Genomic DNA, 19,522 nt, shown 5'->3' with positions numbered 1-19,522 from the left:
CGACCCACCAGAAATCCCTCCACCGATCCAAGGACACCTGACACCATGAGCACCTCCACTACCTCGGCCTTCAGCTGGAACAAGGACGACTGGGCCTCACTGAGCGAGATGGCCGACGGCTTCGACGAATACCGGCCCGCCTACAGCTGCGCCCTCGACGGCCGGGAACTAACCCTGAACGCCCGCTTCGTGGATTCGGGTGACGAGTTCACCCTCACCCACGCATTTTCCGAAGCAGAACTGAGCTGGCGCACCGGCGAGCAGGCCGGCACCGAGAACTACGAACTGTTCGAGATGCAGCCCGGACTGTTCTACCTCCACTACCGGCGCAGCGGCGAGGACCACCCGGTCGTCGTCAGCGCCGCCCTTGATCTGACCACCGGTCAGGTCACCGGCGCGGTCGGCGAAGTCGGACTCGGCCCCCACCCCCACCTTGCCCGGCAGCGCTGGTTCCAGGGTCAGATCGCCGGCAGCGCCGCCACCGCGGCTGACGCCCACGAGCCGACCGGCGAGCTGATCGGGCGCCGGGTGCGCTACGCCTACAGCGGCGACGACGTCTACGACCACGTCTACCTCAACGAGAACCTCTTCACCTGGCTGTGCATCGGCGGCGCCGAGCTGGGTGTGGGTGACACCGACAGCTGCACCTACTGGAAGCTGCGTGAGAACACGTACCTCTTCTCCTGGCTGGAGAAGAACGTCGGCGTCGAGGGCATGGTCCTGGTCGACCTCAACGCCCTCCGCACCGTCGGCATCCAGTTCGGCATCGACCAGCAGAGCGGTGACCTGGTCAACATCACCATGGGCTCGTACGCGCGCGAATTCGAGCGCACCCCGTCCGTCGACGACGCCCGCCCCGGCCCCACGGCCTGACGCGGATCCGTCCGCCAACGGTCACCCACGAACACGCCGCGACACCCACCCTCACTATCCCGCGAATCCCTTCTTCGGAGGCTCCAATGTCCACCCCTCCCCACCAGGCCGTCCCGCCACAGAACACAGGTCACAACGAGCCCCCTGGGGAGGGGAGGGCGGGGCTGCGGGCAGGCAGGCTCGGGGTCGCGGCGATCGTGTTCTTCGTCGTCGCCGCAGTCGCCCCGATGGCCGCGATCGTCGGCGCCTCACCCGTCGTCTTCTCCGTCAACGGTGTCGCCGCCCCCGCGACGTATCTGCTGGCGGCCCTGTTGTTCGTCGTCTTCTCCGTGGGGTACGTGACGATGAGCCGGCACATCACCAATGCCGGCGGCTTCGTCGCGTACATCGCGCAGGGATTCGGGCCACGGCTGGCCACGGCCGCCGCCGGGTTGGCCATCCTGGCCTACACGGCCCTGCAGGCGGCCCTGTGGTCCCAGTACTCGGTGTTCGCGCAACAGTTGATCACCGACAAACTCGGCGTCGACGTACCGGCGTGGGTGCTGCTGTTCGCCACCTTGGCCCTGGTCACCGCCCTCACGGTCCGCGGTGTCGACGTCAGTCTGAAGGTGCTGGGACTGCTCGTGCTGCTCGAGATCGCCGCCTTCGTCGTGCTCGACGTCGCGATCATCGTCGGGGGTGGCATCTCGGGGAACTCGCTGGCGGCCTTCGATCCGTCCGCACTGGTCGGTCCGGGGCTCGGTGTGGCGTTCCTGTTCTGCATCACCTGCTTCACCGGTTTCGAGGCCACCGTCGTCTTCTCCGAGGAAGCAAAGGACCCCCACCGCACCATTCCCCGCGCCGTGTACACCTCGATCGCGTTCATCGGCGTCTTCTACGCCCTGACGACCTGGGCGCTGGGCAACTCCGTCGGCGCGGACGCTGTCCAGGCCGCCGCCACCGACGACCCGGCCGGATTCGTGTTCGCCATCGCCGAGGCCGAAGTCGGTCCCTGGTTGAGCACGGCGATGGAGATCCTGGTCGTCACGAGTTTCATCGCCATGCTCATCGGCTTCCAGAACATGTTGTCTCGCTACCTCTATGCACTGGGACGAGCGAAGGTGCTGCCGCACCGACTCGGTGAAGCCAACGCCAAGACCGGCACCCCTGCGGCGGCCGCCTTGGTGGTCGGCATCGCGCTCGCGATCATCCTCGCTGCCTTCGAACTCGCCGGCGCAGATCCGATCACCGTCACCTTCAGCTGGTTGCTGTCCCTGGGCACCGTCTCGCTCATCGTGATCCTCGCCCTCACCTCGGCATCGATCATCGCCTTCTTCGCCCGCACCCGCCTGGAAACGAGCATCTGGAAAACCAAGGTGGCACCCGCCGGCGCACTGCTCGGGTTCGCGGTGGTCGTATGGCTCGCCGTGCAGAACTACGGCGTTCTGCTCGGCGGGCAGGGCGGCGTCGCACGATGGCTGCTGCTGCTGATCCCGCTCTGCGCGGCACTGGGATTCGGCTGGGCGGCATTACGCCCGAACATCGACTACCAAGCCGAACTCGTCTGACAAACCCCCACTCCGCCGCCCGTACAGTCCCGGCCGTGCCCCAGTCGGCACACACAAACCACCTCGGATATTGCGAATGACCCCACCGTTCACTCCGGCCTCGACACCGGCGATCATCCTCGCCCTCCCGCCACGCGGGGAGGCGTCACTCATCACGCGGCTCTCAGCCGACGCCGGATTCCGCGTGATCCGTGGAGCAGCCGTGCATTCCACGCCTGAGCGACCCGATGTCGTCATCATCGACTCCCGAGTGCCGGGCTTCGACGGCCTCGCGGCCGTACGGGCGGTCAGAATTTCAGAACCGGGCATCGGCATCGTGGTGATCACCGGACCGCAACCGACCGACTCCGACAGCGTGTGCGCGTTCCTCGAGGCCGGCGCCGACGACGTCCTGACCGCCCGGGTTATCCACGATGAAGCCATCGCCCGGCTACGCGCCCTGCTCCGGCGCCTCGCACCCCCGGCGCTGAATCCGTCACACCCCGCGTACATCACCCTGGACGCCGCGCGCGGGACAGTCGAAATACACGACGCCCGAATTTTCCTGACCAGAAACGAATTCGAACTGATGGGCATCCTCACCCAGAACACAGGCCGTGTCGTCAGCCGCCCACACCTCCTCCGTACCGTCTGGGGCTATCCCGGCGAAACCCGCACCAACGTACTCAACATGTGCGTCAGCTCGTTGCGCCGCAAGCTTGCATCGAGCGGCATCCCGCCCCTCATCCACACGGTCCGCGGGATCGGGTTCACACTGCACGCTTGATCTACGCGGGCGTCGCCGAGCGTCTGGACCTTGCGCCCTTGTGGCGCCGGGTGGCTCGCGAGCGTTATGCGGACCCGAAAGGGTGGCAGCGGTATCGGCGGCCGGCCGGTGTCCGGCCGCCGATACCGGTCATGTCAGGCTGGTGTCGCGCCGGCCCGGCGGAGGTGGCGGGCGAAGAACCGGGCCGAGTTGTCGCGCTCGTATTCCGGCACCTGGTTGTACCCGCCCGAGTGGGCGTGCAGGGTCTTCTCCCTCGAGCCGAAGGCGTCGAACAACGCGAGACCGGCGTGGCGGTCGATGTATTCGTCGTCCCACGGAATCCGGTACTCGACCGGGATGGTGATCTTTCGTGCCGTCTCGATCAGAGCGTCGTCGACGAAGACCGCGCCGATGCTCAGGGCGGCGATCCGGGATTCGACCGTCGCCAGCATCAGCCCGGTCACGACACCCAACGTCATGCCGCCGTAGCCGATCGCCGTTTCGGCGCCGATCTCGGGCAGCGCCTGCAGCGCGTCGATCGTTGCCTGCCATTCCGGCACCGCACGCTCCGCCAGCCACCTGTTGTAGTCGACGACGATCGGGGCGATCGGTTCCCCAGCCGCCCGGGCCCGGTGGATCGCGTCGGCTGACCGTTGATCCTGAGGGTTGCGCGGCCGGTCACCGTGTCCGGGGGTGTCGATGGCGGCGACGGTGTATCCGTAGGTGGTCACGCAGTGGAGTGCGCCGGCGACCAGTCCCGGCGCCTTCTTGTGCATGCCGCCGCTGTGCCCTGACAGCAGCAGCGGTGCACCGACGCTTCCGGATACGGGTGACCAGAGCACGCCGGTGATCTCGCCCAGGGTGAAGTTGCGTTCGATGACACCGTTCGACGATGTCTCAGAGGTGAAGTGCATGGTGTTGCCTTTCGGGATTGCCTTGTTGTCGAGGCGCTCCCGGCGACATCTACGTCGATCGCCCGGCCGTGAAGAGCGGGAGCACCCACCTGCGTACTGCGTTCATGGGTCTCACCTCCTCGCTCGAAGTCACGGTCCTCCGAACGTTAGCAGTGCGGGCGCCGTGCCTGCCAACCATTTTCCGCCCGTCGAGTCTCACGACCGTGGATCGGCGACTTGGCCTTCCAGCCGACCTCCGGTTCATGTTCCGGCACGCGTCGCAGTGCTGTACGGGCGGAGGTGCGACCAGACGGTGCGGACGGTGCGTCGCCGGGGTTCCCGCCGGTGGGTCCGTACTTGCGGAACAGTGCGACGGCGCCCAGTCGAGTCGGCCGTGCGATCGCTGTTGGGATCGGTGGAGTGCTGTGTGTCGAGGTCGGCGGCCAGCGCGCTGCGTCGCGGGTCGAGTGAGATGAGATCGATGTCCTCGCTGAGCCGCCCGTCGCGGAGGTGTGTGCGGGCGAGTGCGGTGCCACCGATGAAGTGCAGTCGATCGGCGAAATGTTCACTGATGTAGGCCAGGAGTAATGAGATGAGCTCGGGTGAGGACGGCGGTCATACCGTGTTGTTCGGTGGCGAGGGCGGCTGGACGCGTGGGGTCGCTGCGTTGATGGAGGGCCGCGATCGCGGTGGGGATTTCGATCTCGGCGTCACCGAGTTGCGGCCACCGTGCCAGATCGAGGATGGTTTGCTCGGGGGTGGTCACCAGTGCGGCCCCGAGTGGGGTATCGCGTGGTGCAGGCGTGCCGTGCTGATGCCCCTTGGGGCGGAAGGTTCGCAGCGGTCGCCGGGCAAGGGGCGCCGGTACGGCGGTGGTGTGTGCTCGTGTCACAGAACTCCCACCCTTCCAGTGCGCATTTCGTAGGGTCTAAGCCGACGAAATGTCTGGTGGCTCGCAATCGACTGAGGGGCGCCGTGGATCGTTAGGGTGTTGCCATGGAACGCCGGATCGACGAAGCCGTGGTCCATTGGGTCGAGCACGGCAGTGGCGTGCCGATTGTCGCCCTGCACGGCGCCGGCGTGGATCATCGTGAGATCGAGGCGGCGATCGAGGCCGTCGTTCCGGGCACAGGGTATCGACGCATATACCCGGACTTGCCGGGGATGGGCCTGTCGACAGCGGACGGGCTGACCTGCAACGACGATGTGGTGACGCTGCTCGCCGCCTTCATCGACGGCCTCGGGGCGGGCCCGGTGATGCTGGTCGGGCATTCTTACGGCGCCTATCTGGCTCGTGGTGTGGCCGCGCAGCGACCGGACGTGGTGCTCGGCCTGGCGTTGCTGTGCCCGGTCGCCGAGCGGTCGCGGAATGTGCCCGAGCGCAGCGTGGTTCGTCGGGACGCCGAAGCCTACGACGAACTCGACCGTGCGCTGTGGGCGGGGTTCGACGAGTACTTCGTCGTGCGCACCCGGGCCACCGCTCGCCGCTACCGCGACCACGTGGTGCCGGGGACGACGCTCGTCGACGAGGAGGCGCTTGGACGCATCTTCGCCGGGTGGGCGGTCGACGTCGGGTCGAGTGCGTTCGCGGGGCCGACGGTGATCGTGGCGGGCCGGCGCGATTCGGTCGCCGGGTACGCCGACGCGTGCGAATTGGCCGAGCGCTATCCGCACGCCACCCTGGCCGTCCTCGAGGACGCCGGCCATGCGCTCGTACACGAGCGGCCCGAGCTGCTCGCCGCGCTGTTCGGCGACTGGCTCGATCGAAAATAGTTTTGGAGGCGTTGTCGAGAACCGATGATCGGCTCCGTCCCCGTGGTGAATGTGACCAGAATGGGTCGCACCAGTACCAAGGAGCACATGATGGCCAAGTACTTGCTGCTCAAGCACTACCGCGGCGCGCCGGCGGCGGTCAACGACGTCCCGATGGCCGAGTGGACGCCGGAGGAGATCTCGGCGCACGTGCAGTACATGCAGGATTTCGCGACCAAGCTGGAGGGGACCGGGGAGTTCGTCGACGGTCAGGCGCTCGCCCCGGAGGGGACGTTCGTCCGCTACGACGGCGAGGGACGCCCACCGGTCACCGACGGCCCCTTCGCGGAGACGAAGGACCTGATCGCCGGCTGGATGATGATCGACGTCGACACCTACGAGCGGGCCCTCGAACTCGCCGGCGAGCTGTCCGCGGCGCCGGGTGCGGGTGGGAAGCCGATCCACGAATGGCTAGAGCTGCGCCCGTTCCTGACCGAGCCGCCCACGATCGTGGACTGACAGTCCGGATCAGGCTTCGAGACCGAGCGTGCTTCGGTCGGCGTCGAAGCTGCGGAGCGCCGCGCCGACCGCTGCCGCAACGGTCATCTCGAAGATCTGATCCTCGGTGTGCCCCGCGGCGGTGAGCCGGGCGATGTCGGTGTCGGTGATCGTGTACGACGCGTCACGGACGGCGGTGACGTAGGGCTACCACGGTTCGGGAAGCGGGCCGTCCGCCGCGACGTCACCGTGGTCGGTGGTCGGCCAGTCGGCCAGTCGGCGAGCAGGAAGCGCGGGAATCTGTAGCCGAACCGGTGCAGCGCTCGGGTGCCGCTGCGCAGTCGGCCCTCGCGGAGGGTGAACCCGAACGCGTTGGCCAGACGGTTGACGATGTTCCACACCAGGTTGACGTGCAGCGCGTCCAGGACTGCGGAATCGGGCAGGTCGGCGATCCCGGTGGCCCGGCGGTCAGCCCCGAGGACTGGTGGGGTGCGGTATTCGAAAGGTGTCGTATTCATCCGTGGGTGGCAGAGAGATGCCGTCGGCGTCATCATGCGTGGCCCGGGCAGAGTAGATCAGGGGTGACGGTCCACCCGGCGCTGGCGAGCCAGTGTTGGACCGGCTCGCTGAGCTCGCCGTTCTCGGCCTTCTCAGCGAGAGCCCCGGCGAGGATGGGTCCGTCGCCGCAGACGCTGCAGGCGACGTCGAAAGCTGGCTGCCCGGGTTCGCATTGATGGCAGTGCTGTCGGCTGATGACCGCTCCGCGGTGCTCGGGATCGGGGTGGAGCCAGATCACCGCGAGGTCAGCGCGTTGGTGCGCTGCCTCGGCGCGAGTGGTGGGTTCGTGCCCGCAGGTCGGACACGTTCGAGAGGTGGGTATAGGTGCAGGTGGATCGGCGACCAGGATCTCCTGCGTGATCGGTGCGATGTCCACGCGCTTGTTCAGATGCCCATACACCGTGGTGCGCGGCACTTTCAGCATGTCGGCGATCTGGGCGACGGTGTGTTCCCCGGCGTCGTACAGGCGCTGCGCGAGTCGAATCTGGTCCGGGCTGAGCTTCGAGGGCCGGCCACCCTTCCGGCCGCGGGCCCGGGCGGCGGCTAGCCCGTCGCGGGTGTTGGCGACGATGAGTTCGCGCTGGAACTCGGCCAGGACCGACAGCATCCCGAACATGGCGCGGCCCTCGGCCGTGGCGGTGTCGATGCCCTGCTCGAGCACCTTCAGACCGATGCCGCGTTCGCTCAGGTCGGCGCCGAGCGTGATCAGGTGCAGCATTGACCGTCCGAGCCGATCCAACCGGGTGATCACCAGGACGTCGTCGGCGCGAAGCCGCTGGAGCACCAGATCGAGTTGCGGGCGAGAGGCTTTCGCCCCGCCCGCGTGATCGATGTGGATGTTCTCGGCGGCCACCCCGGCGCGGCGCAGCGCGTCGACCTGATGGTCGGGGTTCTGGTCTGACGAGCAAGTCTTTCGGTTCGAGCGCGGCGATGGCGGCCTCGAGCTGTGGTTGCGGTGCGCCTGCTGCGGGGGTGGTGTCGGTGAAGATGCGTTCGCAGGCGACCGCGGCGAGCGCGTCGTGTTGGAGCGCGAGGCGGCTTTCGGTCAAGCGAGGTGATGCGGGCGTATCCGAGCATCCTGGTCATCAGATCGTCCTCGGGGTGATTGTGGGTGTTCAGGTGCCGATGACGAGGGTGTCGCGGGCGGCGTCGACGACTTCGCGGTCGCGTTGCACGAAGTGTGCGACAACCCGATCTGTGTGCGGGCGTCGTCGGAAGCGTTGGGTCGTCCGCACGTCGTGCTCGGCACGCAAGCACAGAATCTTGCCGGGATGGGCGTGAAGGGGGCGCGGCGGCGGCCGCGGACAGACATGGCATTGGTACGGGCCCGACCGCGCCGCACGGGCAGCGCGGTCGCGTGCATTGCGTGAAGCGGTGCGCGGTGGGTGGGACCGTCGTCGGCGTCATAGCGGGCCGCGAGCACGATACGGGTTCCGGTGATGCCGTCGGCCTCGAACTCACCGGGCAGAATCGCCACGATGGACTGCACCGGAGTGAATCCCAGCATCGCGGGGATCGCGGCGAGAACATCGGTGGCGGTACGAAGACGGCTCATGAAACGCTCCCTACGGGCGGCGCATCGTCACCGGGCGATCCAGTGAGGGATGTGAGACGTGGGTTCGAATTCGGACTGAGGTCGGGGGATTCGGTTCGGCGTTCGCGAATCAACGCGAAGGGTGACGTGTGGATTGTGGTGTCGGCCGTCGCCCCTATGCTCGGGTTCGGTCTGCGAGATTCCGGGCCCGCCTCTTGCGACCTCGACAGATAGGAAACGGAGATGCCTGACACGGACCCGAGCTACGTGCACCCGAAGTGTTACGCGAACACGAGAGGCGGCTGCTCGACCACCATCTCGGGCGAGCACTACATATCTCACGCGCTGATCCGCCTCTACACATTCGACGACCCCGGCGTCCGGATCCAACCCACACCGAATTACCGGATCCCCGTCGGCATCCAGCCAAGGAGATTCGTCGCTAATGTCCTCTGCACGGCGCACAACAATGGTCTCAGCAATGCGGACGGAGCAGCGCTCGCCTTCGCGACCTTCCTGCGCAGCATCGCTCTCCGATACATGAACGGAGCCGGCACCTGGGGTGAGCCAGACGAGGTCGAGGTGTCAGGAGACGACTTCCAGCGATGGGTACTCAAACTACTGATCACCCATGCCGCCGCGGACGTGCTCACCGGGAACAACGGCGAGCGCGTAACGACTCTCGTCTCCGACGAGGCGATCGACCTGCTGCTCGATCGTGCGGGCTGGCCCAGCGCGTGGGGACTCGGTGTGACGGGTGATCTCTCGAACACGCATCTGTCGTTCGATCCGTTCACCCGAATCGAGACGGTCACGAGCGACTGGTGGTCGGCCGCACCACTAATCAAACACGATCCGAAATTGCTGTTCGGCGGGGTCGTCGACCTGGCAGGTGTCAGCTTCACGCTTTGCCTGTTCAACCAGTCCGAAGCACTGCTGCACGATGACGAGATCAATCCACTTCACCGGGTCACGCAACGCCCGAGTTCGCTTTCCTGGGTGCTGAACGGAGTACCGAAAGCGGTACGGTTCCGCTGGTCAGATCCCTGGAAGCACGATCCGGTCACCTTCGAAATGCGACGATAGTTGGAGGACATCCGGCCCGCCGCTTCTCTGAAAAAGCTTGACAGACAGGTCGGAGCGTATAAACAGGGTCACTGGCCCGCCGTCTCGTCCGACAGCCGCGGACGCGGCATCGGCACCGAGATTCTCGCCATGACGTCCGCGTTTGCTGGATCGGTATACGGATCCGGCTGAATCCAGTGCACCGTGCCGCGAGTCCGCGCATCGAGATCGAGTCGCCGGCGCGGGCCGTCCGGAGACTGCGCGCTCAGTTCGCCGACGGCGACCCATTCGGTGCCGTCCCCGCCGCGCGCCGTGTCGGCATGTCGCCTCTGAGCCGGGGTTCCCCGTCCCTCTGCGAGCGGGACAGTCGAAGGCCGTGCGTCTGGGTTCTTTCCTGAAGACACGATGGCCGGCGCTCCGTTCTTGTTGTCGCCGGCGTTTGAGTTCGACGTGCTGCTGAACTGAAACTTCCGGAGTTCGGGGGTCGTGGGATTGTCGCCGGTGACCCAGCACGGGTACGCGTGGAACATCGCGGACTTTTTCTCTTTCCTGACCGCGGCTCGCGGGGGCCGCTCGTGGCGCGATTCGACCGAAGAAGATCACGTCGCCTATCTGGTGGGCGCCGCCGCGATCCCGAGGGTCCGCGGGTCGCCGGCGCCACATGGAACCGGGAAGTGTCCGCGGTCAACACTTTCTATCGTTGGGTTCTATCGTTGGGCAGTGCGCCGCGGCCATGTCCCCGAGAACCCGATACCGCAGGAAAGGCGGTTCGGCATCGTGCTCGCGCCGGCGGGGACCCTGCCTCAATGGCGACGGCGAACTACACTCGGGCGACTCAGGGGGGTCGGCTGAACTTCCCGTTCGCCGCGTGCGAGTTCCATGACGGAGTCGGCCAGCTGGGACATCAGGGTTTCGTGTGAGGTCGGAGAACCGGCCTGCAGGGCAAGGAAGGCGCCGTCGAATCCCGCCAGGGCAAAGTCGACGATGCGGTCGCTGACACGGGCGGCCGTCGCCTCACCCCATGGCCCGAGGGTGGCCTGGAGCAAGGTGTTCAGGCTCTGACGTCCGCGCTCACGCACCCGATGCACGATCTCCCTGATATCGTCGGACTCGTTGCCCAACAACAGGATGACGAACAGCCGCAAGAACTCCGGGTGGGCGACGAAAACCTCGCCGACGCCGCGCAGAGCTCGGTGTAGGTGGGCGTCCGCAGTCTCGTCCGGCAGTGCCGGCGACGGTCGTACGTCGGCGAAGAAGCGCTCCGCGCCCCGCTCCATCACCGCCGCGAGGATGCCGGCCTTGGAGTTGAAGTGCCAGTAGATCGAGCTGTTCGGCAGGCCTGACTCGCGGGCGATGTCGGCGACGCTCGTTCCTTCGAATCCGCGGGTGGCCATCATCCGGGAGGCGGCGTCGAGGATCTCGTCGCGAGACCTCGCACCCTGGGCCATGCGCTTGTTCGGTCGCTTCGCTGCTGGTGGCACGCGACGAAGTGTAGGTGCGCGAGGGCACCGCTGGCCACGGTGTTTCTGGAGTGTTTATTCCAGAACTCTTGACAGGCGTGACCGCTGCGAGTGTAATCAGGGCCACAGACTTCTGTCTGGAACGTTCAGTCCAGAACTTGAGGGAGTGCCATGAGCACCAATTACGACACCGACGTCGCAATCATCGGATACGGCCCGTCCGGCGTCGCGGCCGCGAACGCGCTGGGCGCGCTCGGGGTCACCGCAATCGCCTTCGAGCGCGACCACGACATCTACGCCCGGGCTCGCGCCGTCACCGTCAACGACTGGACGATGCGCCACTTCCAGTCCGTCGGCCTGGACCAGCAGGCCAAGGCCGAGATGGACCCGACAGTCGCGCTGCGGTGGATCACCTACGACGGCGCCGAGCTGCTCCGCACATCGTTCCCACCCGGCGAGCTCGGCCACGCCACCTCATACGCCATCTACCAGCCCACGCTCGAGCAGACGCTGCGCGACGGCGCCTCGCGCTACGGCGACAAGATCCGCGTGGAGTACGGAGCGACTGTGGTCGACGTCGCCCAGGATGCCGACGGTGTCACCGTGACGACCCGAGACATGGTGACGGACGAGGAGTCGAGCGTCCGCGCCCGCTACGCACTCGCATGTCACGGTGGCGAGGCGCGCACCCGCGAGCACCTCGGGGTCAACCTCCTCGGCGACACGCTCGATGTGCGCTGGGTTGTCATCGACGGCAAGGTCAAGCGCTGGTGGCCCAACCGCCACATCCTCACCTTCTGGTCGGACAGGGAGCGCCCCGTCGTCGACATAGCGCTCGGCCGCGACAACCACCGCTGGGAGATCCCACTCAACCCGGGCGAGACCGACGCCGACTTCGACAGCCCCGAGAAGATCTGGCCCTTGCTCGAGTCGGTCGGCGTCTCGCACGAGGAGATCGACATCCACGGCTGGGCGTTCTACAGCCACCACATCCGATCTGCCGAGAAGTGGCGACTCGGAGAGCGCCTCTTCCTGCTCGGCGATGCCGCCCACCTCATGCCCCCGTGGGCCGGATCCGGCATGCAGTCGGGCATCCGGGACGCGTTCAACCTCGCCTGGAAGCTGGCCGGCGTCCTCGACGGCACCTTGCCCGAGACAATCCTCGACTCCTACGAGGCCGAGCGGCGACCCAACGTCGACTTCTACACCGGCGTCTCGATCCAACTCGGCCGCATCATCAAGCAAGAGCTCACGCCCGAGGAGCAGGCCGGGTTGGCCGCAGCTCAGGAGTCCGGCGAGCTGCCGCCGCTTTTGTGGCCGCCGACCTACCCCGCCGGATGGTTCACCGGCATCTCCGCCGATCCGATGGGCATGCCTGAGGGCGCAGTCGGCCGGATGATCCCGCAGCCACGTGCGGCCAACGTTCAGGGTCTCATCGGGCCGCTCGACGACCTCCTCGGCAGCGGGTTCGTCGTGCTCGGCGACAACGTCGACCCGGCCACGGTCCTGTCCCCGGCGGAGAAGACCGCATGGGACGCGATCGGTGTCCGGTACGTCGCCGTGCGCGCCGCAGACCAGGCCACCGAGGGCCCCGAGGACGTCGTCGACATCGACGGCACCCTCCTCGCATGGCTTCGCAGGTACAGCGCCCGCGTGGTCGTCGTACGTCCCGATCGGTTCGTGGCCGCTGCGGACAGCACCGGCCTCTCCATCCCCGCTCTCTGATCAGCAAGGAGTCACCATGACCGCCACCGTCAAAGAACTCGCGTACGTCGGCATCGAGGCCTCCGACCTCGATGCCTGGAGCGGCTTCCTCGGACAGTTGCTCGGCGTGATGCCGGCTCGTCACACCGAGGACGTCCGCACATTCCGGATCGACGACCGCATCCACCGCCACATCATCGAGCACGGCCCGAAGAACGACGTCTCGTTCGTCGGTTACGACTGCGGGTCCGATGCCGACCTCGACGAGGTCGTCGCGTTGCTCCGAGCCCAAGGCCACGAAGTCACCGAGGGCGACGAAGCGCTCAGAACCGAGCGCGGAGTCCAGCGGGTCTTCATCACCCACGACCCGGAACAGATCCGCGTCGAGCTGATCACCGGTCTCGCCGCGGCGACCGAGCCCTACCGCAACGATGTCAACAGCGGCGGCTTCCAGACCCAGCAAGGGGGTGCCGGCCACATCTTCCTACTCTGCGGAGAAGGCATGCGCGACGTGATGCTCGAGTTCTACGGCTACCTCGGCTTCAAGCTGTCGGACTACATCAAGGAGGAGATGGCGCCCGGCGTCTACATCGACGCGGCGTTCACCCACTGCAACGGCCGCCACCACACCCTCGCGATCGCCGAGGCCCCGGCGCCGTTCAAGCTGCACCACTTCCTGATCGAGAACAACCTCCGCGAGGACGTCGGCCTGGCCTACGACCGTATCCTCGAGGCCCGCGTGCCGCTGCTCATGACCCTCGGCGTGCACCCGAACGACAAGATGTTCTCCTTCTACGCCCACTCACCCTCCGGTGTTGCCGTCGAGTTCGGCTGGGGCGGTCTCATCATCGAGGACGACGAAGCCTGGGAAGTCACCCAGTACGACGCGATTTCGATGTGGGGGCACAAGAACTCGCGGGAGCTCGGGAAGTGGCTCATCGAGAGTGCCGACCGCGGCGACGAGCTCCAGCGCGCAGCCGTCGACGAGGCCGTCGCCGCTGCGGCAGAGGTCCAGTCGTGAGGGCCACCTGTGACACCGTGGCCGCCAGCGGAGCGATGGTCAGCGGGCAGGTCACCAGCCGGGATGTTGATGCCGGGGACCATCGGCTCCGGGTCTACACCTGCGGTGATCGGGTGCTCCCTGCCGTTGTGCTGGTCCATGGCTCGGGGCCGGGTGTCAGTGCACCGTCGAACTGGGAGCACCTGCTTCCGGTGTTCGCCGAGGCCGGCTACTTCGCGATCGCACCCGACGTCCTCGGTTTCGGCGACTCCGAGCATCCGGACCCGGCACCGGTCGGTGGAATGCCGGAGTACACCGACCTTCGCGCCACTTCCCTGATCGCCCTGCTCGACGCGCTGGGCATCGACAAGGCCCACTTCATCGGGAACTCGATGGGCGGCATGATCTCGCTGCGCATCGCACAGATCGCGCCCGAGCGCGTCGACCGGATGATCCTGATGGGGTCCGGCGGTGCACCGATGAAGCCGACCGACGACCTCATGCGGCTCATCACCTTCTACGACGACCCGTCTCCAGAGGCCATGGCCGGCCTGCTCATCCGTTTCGTCGACAACACCGATCTGTTCGCCGGCAAACTCGACCAGATCGCGGCGGACCGAGCTGCAAAAGCCAACCGGCCCGACGTACGCCGCTCCCATCTGGCGACCTTCAACCCTGCGTTCAGCCCGGTCGGGTACAGCGAGGAAGCGCTCGCGCAGATCAAGAACGAGACACTGGTGCTCCACGGTCGCGAGGACCGGATGCTGCCGGTCCGGGCCGGCTACTACCTCGCCGAGAACCTCCCGAATGCACAGCTCCACGTCCTGCCGCACGCTGGTCACTGGATCCAGATCGAGCAAGCCGAGCGTTTCGTCGAGCAGGCGAAACTGTTTCTCGGCGAACCTTCGACCCTGCCGTCCGACCGTCGGACCCGACAGGACAACACCTGATCAAGCTCGCCAACATTCGCGCGGCCGACGTCGGCGAACTGCTCGCCCGACCCGACTGGCGCGACGCTCCGGCCGCCGGCACGTCCTATCCGATCGAGGGCGCGGACTTCACTCCCGTCATCCCGAATCCGCCGAAGGGGATCTGCGTCGGGCAGAACGACGCAAACCACATCGAGGAGATGGGCGGCGAGCCGCCGTCGTACCCGACGCTGTTCCCGAAGTTCGCCGACACCCTGATCGGCGCGAACGACGACATCGTGAAGCCGGCCGAGACCGACACCCTGGACTGGGGAGGTCGAGCTCGTTGTGGTCATCGGGCGGGGCGTCCATCGCGCGTTTCTCGACAACGCCGTCGATGCGATCGCCGGGTTCACCGTGACGAACGACGTGTGCGTGCGCGACTGGCAGTTCCGCACCATCGAGCGGACGCACGCGACCAGCGCTCCGGTCTTAGCCTCAGCTACAGTCGCCGGTTCCCAGGCTCAGCGACAAGGCTCCGACTTTGGCTGCGTCGTCGGCGGCGCCCGGGTCACCGGTGACGTAGAGGCCGGGGATGCCGATGCCACCGCCGGCGGTGGTCAGTTCCATCAACGAGTTGAGGACGGCTGCGGGTTGTTCGTGGCCTGTATAGCCGCCGTGGCCGCGGGCCTCGAATCCGACGGCGTCGATGGCGGCGTCGACTTCGGGGATGCCGAGGATCTGTTCGATTTGGTCCTGGGGTGCACCCTTTGAGATGTCGATGGTCTCGCACCCGAAGGAGCGGGCCTGGCCGAGCCGGTCGGCATTGAGGTCACCAACGATGACCACTGCGGCACCGAGCAGTTGTGCTCCGGCGGCGGCGGCGAGCCCGACGGGGCCGGCACCGGCGATGTAGACGGTAGAGCCGGCGCGGACTCCGGCGGTCAGCGCGCCGTGGTAACCGGTTGGGAAGATATCCGGAGCATCGTGAGGTCGCGGATCTTCTCGAGCGCCTGGTCCTTGTCGGGGAATTTCAGCAGTGTGTCGGCGTAGGGGGCCATGACGTACTCTGCCTGTCCGCCGACCCAGCCGCCCATGTCAACGTACCCGAATGCAGAGCCGGGTCGGTCTGGGTTGACGTTGAGGCAGATTCCGGTCTTGCGTTCCTTGCAGTTGCGGCATCGTCCGCAGGCGATGTTGAACGGTACCGAGCAAAGGTCACCAACCTTGATGAACTCGACGTCACGGCCTACCACGATCACCTCGCCGGTGATTTCGTGGCCGAGAACAAGCCCTTCGGTGGCGGTGGTGCGGCCGCGAACCATGTGTTGATCGCTGCCGCAGATGTTGGTCGAGATCACCTTGAGGATGACCCCGTGCTCGCACTTGCGCCCGATGTTGGCGGGGTTGATGCCTGGGCCGTTCCGCAGTTCCAACGTAGGGAAGTCGATGTCACGAACCTCGACTTTGCCTGGGCCGACGAAGGTTACTGCTCTGTTTGCACTCATAGCGGATTCCTTGGATGCGGGGATGGATTCTGGTGACTCCAGCACCCGAATACTCAGTCCGTATACGTATCTTATTTGGCTTGAACCAGTGATCCGTGGCGTCACAACGGCGGTCCGGTGAACTTCGCGAGCCGCTCTGGTAGAGGACAATTTGCTGAATAGCACGAATTTGGCGACGGGATCGGGAGGTGACCGAAGCCTATCTCAGCGTCCGCTTCACATGCCAGCATTTAGTATGCATACATACTAAATTAAGTGATTGGCGACCTCGCTGATGCGGACCGGCGGGCCGTGAACGAAGTCCGCATCAGCGCAATACTGTATGGATAAGCAGTTTGAGGCGAGATGGGAGGTGATGGCGTGGCAGATGAAGACCCTCTTGCCCTGCGTTTTTCTGCAGCGCCGGGACATCTGCTGCGCCGGGCTCAGCAAGTACACACCGATTACTGGTCGCGCGAGATCGACGAGGACATCACGGGTCCCCAGTACGCGACGTTGGTGTCGGTGGCCGGGTGGCCGGAAGTCGACCAGAAGTTGGCCGGAGAGCTCGCCTCGCTGGACAAATCCACTGTGGCCGGAGTTCTCGCCCGGCTGGAGAAGAAGGGGTGGATTTCTCGGCAACGCCATCCTGCCGATGCGCGGCGCCGGTTGCTCGTGCTCACCGAGGATGCTCGGCGCCGCCTACCTGAGCTGACCGCAGGGGCGGCCGAAGTGCAGCGTCTGTTGTTGCAGCCGCTGGTGGAGCGGGATCGGCCGGAGTTCATCGACTTGTTGCAACGGGTGGCGTTCCCCGATGCCGAGTCGACCGTAAGTACTGCGCCATTGCGCAGTGTTGATGTGTTGGAGATGAGTACCACACCCGGATACCTGATTCGGAGGGCCCAGCAGGTGCATGCTGCGGTGTGGAACCGGATCTTCGCCGGTGACCTCACCAGCCCGCAGTATGCGGTACTCACCGCTGCCGCTACTGCGGGCACGGATTCGGTCGATCAATCGCAGATCAGTCTGCGTGCTTCGTTGGATTCGTCGAGTGTGACGGACATCGTGGCCCGGCTGGAAGAGAAGGGCTGGATCACCCGTCGGCGGGATCCGGGGGACCGCCGACGGATGCGGATCCACCTCACCGTGCCGGCGGTGACGGCCATGCGGCATCTGACTCGCTCTGTCGAGCAGGTGCAGGACGAGCTCCTGTGTGCGCTCGATGCGCGGGAACGCGATCGATTCGTTTCGTTGATGCAGCAGGTCGCTCTGATCGAGCGGGATCCGGTGGACCGGCTTCCGGTCGGTGCTGGCTGATCGGCGACCGGGGAGCCGGTCTTTGTCGATTGGTCAGGGCAGATGCAGTGTCACTGCCGGCGCTTCGGCACCGGTTGCACGCGCGATCCGAGTCACGCAGGTGCACAGCTTCGCTCCGTTGGCATGCTGCTGATCGCTGAAGAACACATCTCGGTGATCGATGTGCCCTCGTACGCCCCGGACGTCGACCTGGCACAGTCCGCATTCTCCTTTGCGGCAGTTGAACATCATCTCGGCCCCGGCGGCCTCGAGTGCCTCCAGGATGGACTGATCCTCGCGCACCACCACTTCCAGACCCTGCGCCGGCACGGTGACGGTGAAGGACTCGGTGGGGAAATTACCTGTCGTGCCGAAGGTTTCGAATCGCAGGTCTCGCAGGGCTCGTCCGTCGCCGACCCAGGCGGTGCGGACCGCATCGAGCAGGCCGATGGGTCCGCACAGGTACAGCATGCTCTCGCGGGGGCAGCCGGCGACGAAGGTGGGAACGTCGAAGAGCCCGTCGGTGTCGCTGTGGTGCACCGTCAGGGCCTCGCCGTGCAGTTCGGCGAGCTCGTCGTGGAAGGCCATCACCGATGGTGCACGCCCGACATAGGTGAGGTGGTAGTCGCTTCCGGGGGCGGCAGGCCTGGCGCGGGCGGCGGCGGCCATCGACATCACGGCGGTCACTCCGATGCCCCCGGCGAGAAATCGCACCGGGCCGGCGGTGCGCCGGAAAGGGAAACTGTTCAGGGGCTGGGTGGTGCGTAGCGTCATGCCGGCGGTGAGCGTGTGCATGTAGCGCGATCCGCCGCGGGAGTTGAGTGCGCGGTGCACCCCGAGGGCAAGGCGACGGGGGTTCGCCTTGTCCCGTTCGACGATCGAGTAGGAGCGGACCTCGGTGCGGCCCTCGATATGGACGTCGACGTCGAGGTGGCTGCCTTCGATCGGGTCTCGTATCGGATCGCGGTATTCGAGGACGATCTTGCGTACGCCGTCGGCGGCGTCGACGGCGGCGATGACGGTGGCGGTGGTCCAACGTCGCTGGGAGGTGGCGCTCACTGACGTTCCTCGGCAATCATCTTGGCGATTGTGCGGCGCACCCACATGCCACCGGCATCGATGTTGAGGTTGTAGAAGTCGTAGCCGGGGTTGGCGTCGATGGCCGACTGTTGCGCGTTGAGCATGGTCTCGTCTTCGAAGAACACCTTTGCCACGCCCTCGCGGAGTTCATTGGTCACTCGCTGTTTGTCGATCGCGAAGTTGCGGGTGATGGCCCAGTGATACATGCAGGTCTTCGGGCCGGTGGGGGTCATGGTGTGCAGGACGAAACAGTTCACTCCTTGGCTGCGATCACCTTCGGGTGCACCGGTTCCGGCGATGGCGACGCCCACGTCGAGGGCGATCGTCGACGGTGCCAGGTAGTTGATGATCTGCCATCGGTCCACCGGACCCTGGTAGTCGGGGAATTTGATGTTGAGCATGTACTGCCAGAGCGGCGGCGCCGGGATGTTGCGCATCCATCGAGTGACCGTCACCGCGTTTTCGGAGTGCTCGGTATCGAACGGGGCCACCGAGAGGTGCTCGTTGCCGATGCTCGAGGTGTGGATGAACTCCTCATGAGTCAAGTCCATCAAATTGTCCAGTACCAGTTGATATCCGGCGTCGACGGCAATTGCGGAGCCGTCCCCGGCCCAGTCCGGATCGTCGTTGGTGTGCAAGTCCGGGATCAGATCCGGATCGGCCAAGGCGGGATTGCCCGGCCAAACCCAGATGAACCGGTGTCGCTCGACCGTCGGATACGACTGGACGGCCGCGCTCGGGTTGATGGTCTCCTGGGCCGGCATGAAGGTGCACTTGCCGTCCGGGTCGTATCTGATCCCGTGGTACCCGCACTGCACTTCGTCTCCGCAGAGCGTGCCCATCGACAGGGGCACCAGCCGATGCCAGCAGGCGTCGGCCAGTGCGACCGGCTCACCCGCGGTGGTGCGGTAGACCACGACTGGGCGGCCCGCGACATTGCAGGGCTGCAACGCGCGTCCGACTTCGTGATCCCATGCTGCGACGTACCAGGCATTCATCGGCCAGGAACTAGCGGCGATGTCGGTGAACTGGGAACTGTCGTGAGAGATGACAGACATCGGTCCTTCTCCTCTACTCGGATTCGGCTCTCGCCAGCAGTGCTATCAATCCGTATACGTAATA

18 protein-coding genes and 4 pseudogenes are annotated in these 19,522 nt (G+C 66.0%); 12 read left to right on the top strand and 10 right to left on the bottom strand.

Annotation, left to right across the window (positions count from 1 at the left end):
- The first annotated feature begins 45 nt into the window (after positions 1-45).
- The 3 genes from CA951_RS18630 to CA951_RS18620 all read left to right on the top strand — a co-directional run bounded on the left by CA951_RS18630 (position 46) and on the right by CA951_RS18620 (position 3,186).
- Positions 46-873, top strand: a complete 828-nt coding sequence (locus CA951_RS18630; RefSeq protein WP_087558248.1) for a MoaF C-terminal domain-containing protein — start codon at positions 46-48, stop codon at positions 871-873.
- An 86-nt stretch (positions 874-959) separates the two neighbouring features.
- Positions 960-2,420: an APC family permease gene (locus CA951_RS18625; protein ID WP_087558247.1), complete on the top strand. Its 1,461-nt coding sequence runs from the start codon at positions 960-962 to the stop codon at positions 2,418-2,420.
- Between the two features lie 76 nt (positions 2,421-2,496).
- Positions 2,497-3,186, top strand: a complete 690-nt coding sequence (locus tag CA951_RS18620) for a response regulator transcription factor (RefSeq protein ID WP_087558246.1) — start codon at positions 2,497-2,499, stop codon at positions 3,184-3,186.
- 134 nt (positions 3,187-3,320) lie between these two features.
- Here CA951_RS18620 and CA951_RS18615 read toward each other — a convergent pair whose 3' ends face one another.
- The 3 genes from CA951_RS18615 to CA951_RS42855 all read right to left on the bottom strand — a co-directional run bounded on the left by CA951_RS18615 (position 3,321) and on the right by CA951_RS42855 (position 4,950).
- Positions 3,321-4,079, bottom strand: coding sequence for an alpha/beta hydrolase (locus CA951_RS18615; protein WP_087558245.1), 759 nt, complete (start codon positions 4,077-4,079; stop codon positions 3,321-3,323).
- A 240-nt stretch (positions 4,080-4,319) separates the two neighbouring features.
- On the bottom strand, positions 4,320-4,598 hold the full coding sequence (locus tag CA951_RS44340; protein ID WP_256973996.1) for a nucleotidyl transferase AbiEii/AbiGii toxin family protein: 279 nt from the start codon (positions 4,596-4,598) through the stop codon (positions 4,320-4,322).
- A 25-nt stretch (positions 4,599-4,623) separates the two neighbouring features.
- On the bottom strand, positions 4,624-4,950 hold the full coding sequence (locus CA951_RS42855; protein WP_143543071.1) for a hypothetical protein: 327 nt from the start codon (positions 4,948-4,950) through the stop codon (positions 4,624-4,626).
- Between the two features lie 104 nt (positions 4,951-5,054).
- On the opposite strand from CA951_RS42855, the gene CA951_RS18600 reads away from it, so the two are divergent.
- Together CA951_RS18600 and CA951_RS18595 are read left to right on the top strand one after the other, a co-directional pair.
- Positions 5,055-5,831, top strand: a complete 777-nt coding sequence (locus CA951_RS18600) for an alpha/beta fold hydrolase (protein WP_087558243.1) — start codon at positions 5,055-5,057, stop codon at positions 5,829-5,831.
- Positions 5,832-5,921: 90 nt separating this feature from the next.
- On the top strand, positions 5,922-6,329 hold the full coding sequence (locus CA951_RS18595; RefSeq protein ID WP_087558347.1) for a YciI family protein: 408 nt from the start codon (positions 5,922-5,924) through the stop codon (positions 6,327-6,329).
- 83 nt (positions 6,330-6,412) lie between these two features.
- Here the strand turns inward: CA951_RS18595 and CA951_RS18590 are convergent, their stop codons facing one another.
- The 3 genes and pseudogenes from CA951_RS18590 to CA951_RS44335 form a co-directional block, all read right to left on the bottom strand.
- The gene (locus tag CA951_RS18590; protein ID WP_179220234.1) at positions 6,413-6,826 is read right to left on the bottom strand and encodes a hypothetical protein; all 414 of its coding nucleotides are present in this window, start codon (positions 6,824-6,826) and stop codon (positions 6,413-6,415) included.
- A 32-nt stretch (positions 6,827-6,858) separates the two neighbouring features.
- Positions 6,859-7,770 (bottom strand): annotated as a pseudogene (locus tag CA951_RS18585) (recombinase family protein); the annotation flags it as partial.
- A 141-nt stretch (positions 7,771-7,911) separates the two neighbouring features.
- Positions 7,912-8,373 (bottom strand): hypothetical protein, encoded by a 462-nt coding sequence (locus CA951_RS44335; protein ID WP_256973995.1) that lies wholly within the window; start codon positions 8,371-8,373, stop codon positions 7,912-7,914.
- A gap of 567 nt (positions 8,374-8,940) precedes the next feature.
- Between CA951_RS44335 and CA951_RS42845 the strand changes: the two genes are divergently transcribed.
- Positions 8,941-9,486 (top strand): hypothetical protein, encoded by a 546-nt coding sequence (locus CA951_RS42845; protein WP_143543070.1) that lies wholly within the window; start codon positions 8,941-8,943, stop codon positions 9,484-9,486.
- Between the two features lie 782 nt (positions 9,487-10,268).
- On the opposite strand, the gene CA951_RS18565 is transcribed toward CA951_RS42845, so the two are convergent.
- On the bottom strand, positions 10,269-10,946 hold the full coding sequence (locus CA951_RS18565) for a TetR/AcrR family transcriptional regulator (protein ID WP_143543069.1): 678 nt from the start codon (positions 10,944-10,946) through the stop codon (positions 10,269-10,271).
- A 150-nt stretch (positions 10,947-11,096) separates the two neighbouring features.
- Between CA951_RS18565 and CA951_RS18560 the strand changes: the two genes are divergently transcribed.
- The 5 genes and pseudogenes from CA951_RS18560 to CA951_RS45125 all read left to right on the top strand — a co-directional run.
- Positions 11,097-12,650 (top strand): FAD-dependent monooxygenase, encoded by a 1,554-nt coding sequence (locus CA951_RS18560; RefSeq protein WP_087558238.1) that lies wholly within the window; start codon positions 11,097-11,099, stop codon positions 12,648-12,650.
- 16 nt (positions 12,651-12,666) lie between these two features.
- The gene (locus tag CA951_RS18555) at positions 12,667-13,650 is read left to right on the top strand and encodes a VOC family protein (protein WP_087558237.1); all 984 of its coding nucleotides are present in this window, start codon (positions 12,667-12,669) and stop codon (positions 13,648-13,650) included.
- On the top strand, positions 13,647-14,579 hold the full coding sequence (locus CA951_RS18550; RefSeq protein ID WP_087558236.1) for an alpha/beta fold hydrolase: 933 nt from the start codon (positions 13,647-13,649) through the stop codon (positions 14,577-14,579). Before CA951_RS18555 ends, CA951_RS18550 begins: the two co-directional genes overlap by 4 nt.
- Before the next feature lie 179 nt (positions 14,580-14,758).
- Positions 14,759-14,815, top strand: a pseudogene (locus CA951_RS45130) (hypothetical protein); the annotation flags it as partial.
- Positions 14,816-14,885: 70 nt separating this feature from the next.
- A pseudogene (locus CA951_RS45125) lies at positions 14,886-14,987 on the top strand (fumarylacetoacetate hydrolase family protein); the annotation flags it as partial.
- 60 nt (positions 14,988-15,047) lie between these two features.
- On the opposite strand, the pseudogene CA951_RS45120 reads toward CA951_RS45125, so the two are convergent.
- Positions 15,048-16,045 (bottom strand): annotated as a pseudogene (locus CA951_RS45120) (alcohol dehydrogenase catalytic domain-containing protein); the annotation flags it as partial.
- Between the two features lie 360 nt (positions 16,046-16,405).
- Between CA951_RS45120 and CA951_RS18535 the strand changes: the two are divergent.
- Positions 16,406-17,341 carry a MarR family winged helix-turn-helix transcriptional regulator gene (locus CA951_RS18535; protein ID WP_179220233.1) on the top strand — a complete coding sequence of 312 codons (936 nt, stop codon included), beginning with the start codon at positions 16,406-16,408 and terminating at the stop codon, positions 17,339-17,341.
- A 33-nt stretch (positions 17,342-17,374) separates the two neighbouring features.
- Here CA951_RS18535 and CA951_RS18530 read toward each other — a convergent pair whose 3' ends face one another.
- Together CA951_RS18530 and CA951_RS18525 are read right to left on the bottom strand one after the other, a co-directional pair.
- Positions 17,375-18,379 (bottom strand): PDR/VanB family oxidoreductase, encoded by a 1,005-nt coding sequence (locus tag CA951_RS18530; RefSeq protein ID WP_087558234.1) that lies wholly within the window; start codon positions 18,377-18,379, stop codon positions 17,375-17,377.
- A complete protein-coding gene (locus CA951_RS18525; RefSeq protein WP_087558233.1) occupies positions 18,376-19,458 on the bottom strand; it encodes an aromatic ring-hydroxylating dioxygenase subunit alpha in 1,083 nt (360 codons plus the stop codon). Before CA951_RS18525 ends, CA951_RS18530 begins: the two co-directional genes overlap by 4 nt.
- Between the last annotated feature and the right edge of the window lie 64 nt (positions 19,459-19,522).

Origin of the sequence: Rhodococcus sp. NCIMB 12038 (genome assembly GCF_002165735.1) — a bacterium.
Classification (GTDB): Bacteria; Actinomycetota; Actinomycetes; order Mycobacteriales; family Mycobacteriaceae; genus Rhodococcus_F.
Note: the sequence above shows the minus strand (reverse complement) of the source record. Positions and strands in the feature narration are given on the sequence as shown.

What these genes read in the sequence shown, in the direction of transcription:
- CA951_RS18630 (WP_087558248.1), top strand. Translation starts at nt 46, where the DNA reads ATGAGCACCTCCACTACCTCGGCCTTCAGCTGGAACAAGGACGACTGG.
- CA951_RS18625 (WP_087558247.1), top strand. Translation starts at nt 960, where the DNA reads ATGTCCACCCCTCCCCACCAGGCCGTCCCGCCACAGAACACAGGTCAC.
- CA951_RS18620 (WP_087558246.1), top strand. Translation starts at nt 2,497, where the DNA reads ATGACCCCACCGTTCACTCCGGCCTCGACACCGGCGATCATCCTCGCC.
- CA951_RS18615 (WP_087558245.1), bottom strand. Translation starts at nt 4,079, where the DNA reads ATGCACTTCACCTCTGAGACATCGTCGAACGGTGTCATCGAACGCAAC.
- CA951_RS18600 (WP_087558243.1), top strand. Translation starts at nt 5,055, where the DNA reads ATGGAACGCCGGATCGACGAAGCCGTGGTCCATTGGGTCGAGCACGGC.
- CA951_RS18595 (WP_087558347.1), top strand. Translation starts at nt 5,922, where the DNA reads ATGGCCAAGTACTTGCTGCTCAAGCACTACCGCGGCGCGCCGGCGGCG.
- CA951_RS18590 (WP_179220234.1), bottom strand. Translation starts at nt 6,826, where the DNA reads ATGAATACGACACCTTTCGAATACCGCACCCCACCAGTCCTCGGGGCT.
- CA951_RS44335 (WP_256973995.1), bottom strand. Translation starts at nt 8,373, where the DNA reads ATGCTGGGATTCACTCCGGTGCAGTCCATCGTGGCGATTCTGCCCGGT.
- CA951_RS42845 (WP_143543070.1), top strand. Translation starts at nt 8,941, where the DNA reads ATGAACGGAGCCGGCACCTGGGGTGAGCCAGACGAGGTCGAGGTGTCA.
- CA951_RS18560 (WP_087558238.1), top strand. Translation starts at nt 11,097, where the DNA reads ATGAGCACCAATTACGACACCGACGTCGCAATCATCGGATACGGCCCG.
- CA951_RS18555 (WP_087558237.1), top strand. Translation starts at nt 12,667, where the DNA reads ATGACCGCCACCGTCAAAGAACTCGCGTACGTCGGCATCGAGGCCTCC.
- CA951_RS18525 (WP_087558233.1), bottom strand. Translation starts at nt 19,458, where the DNA reads ATGTCTGTCATCTCTCACGACAGTTCCCAGTTCACCGACATCGCCGCT.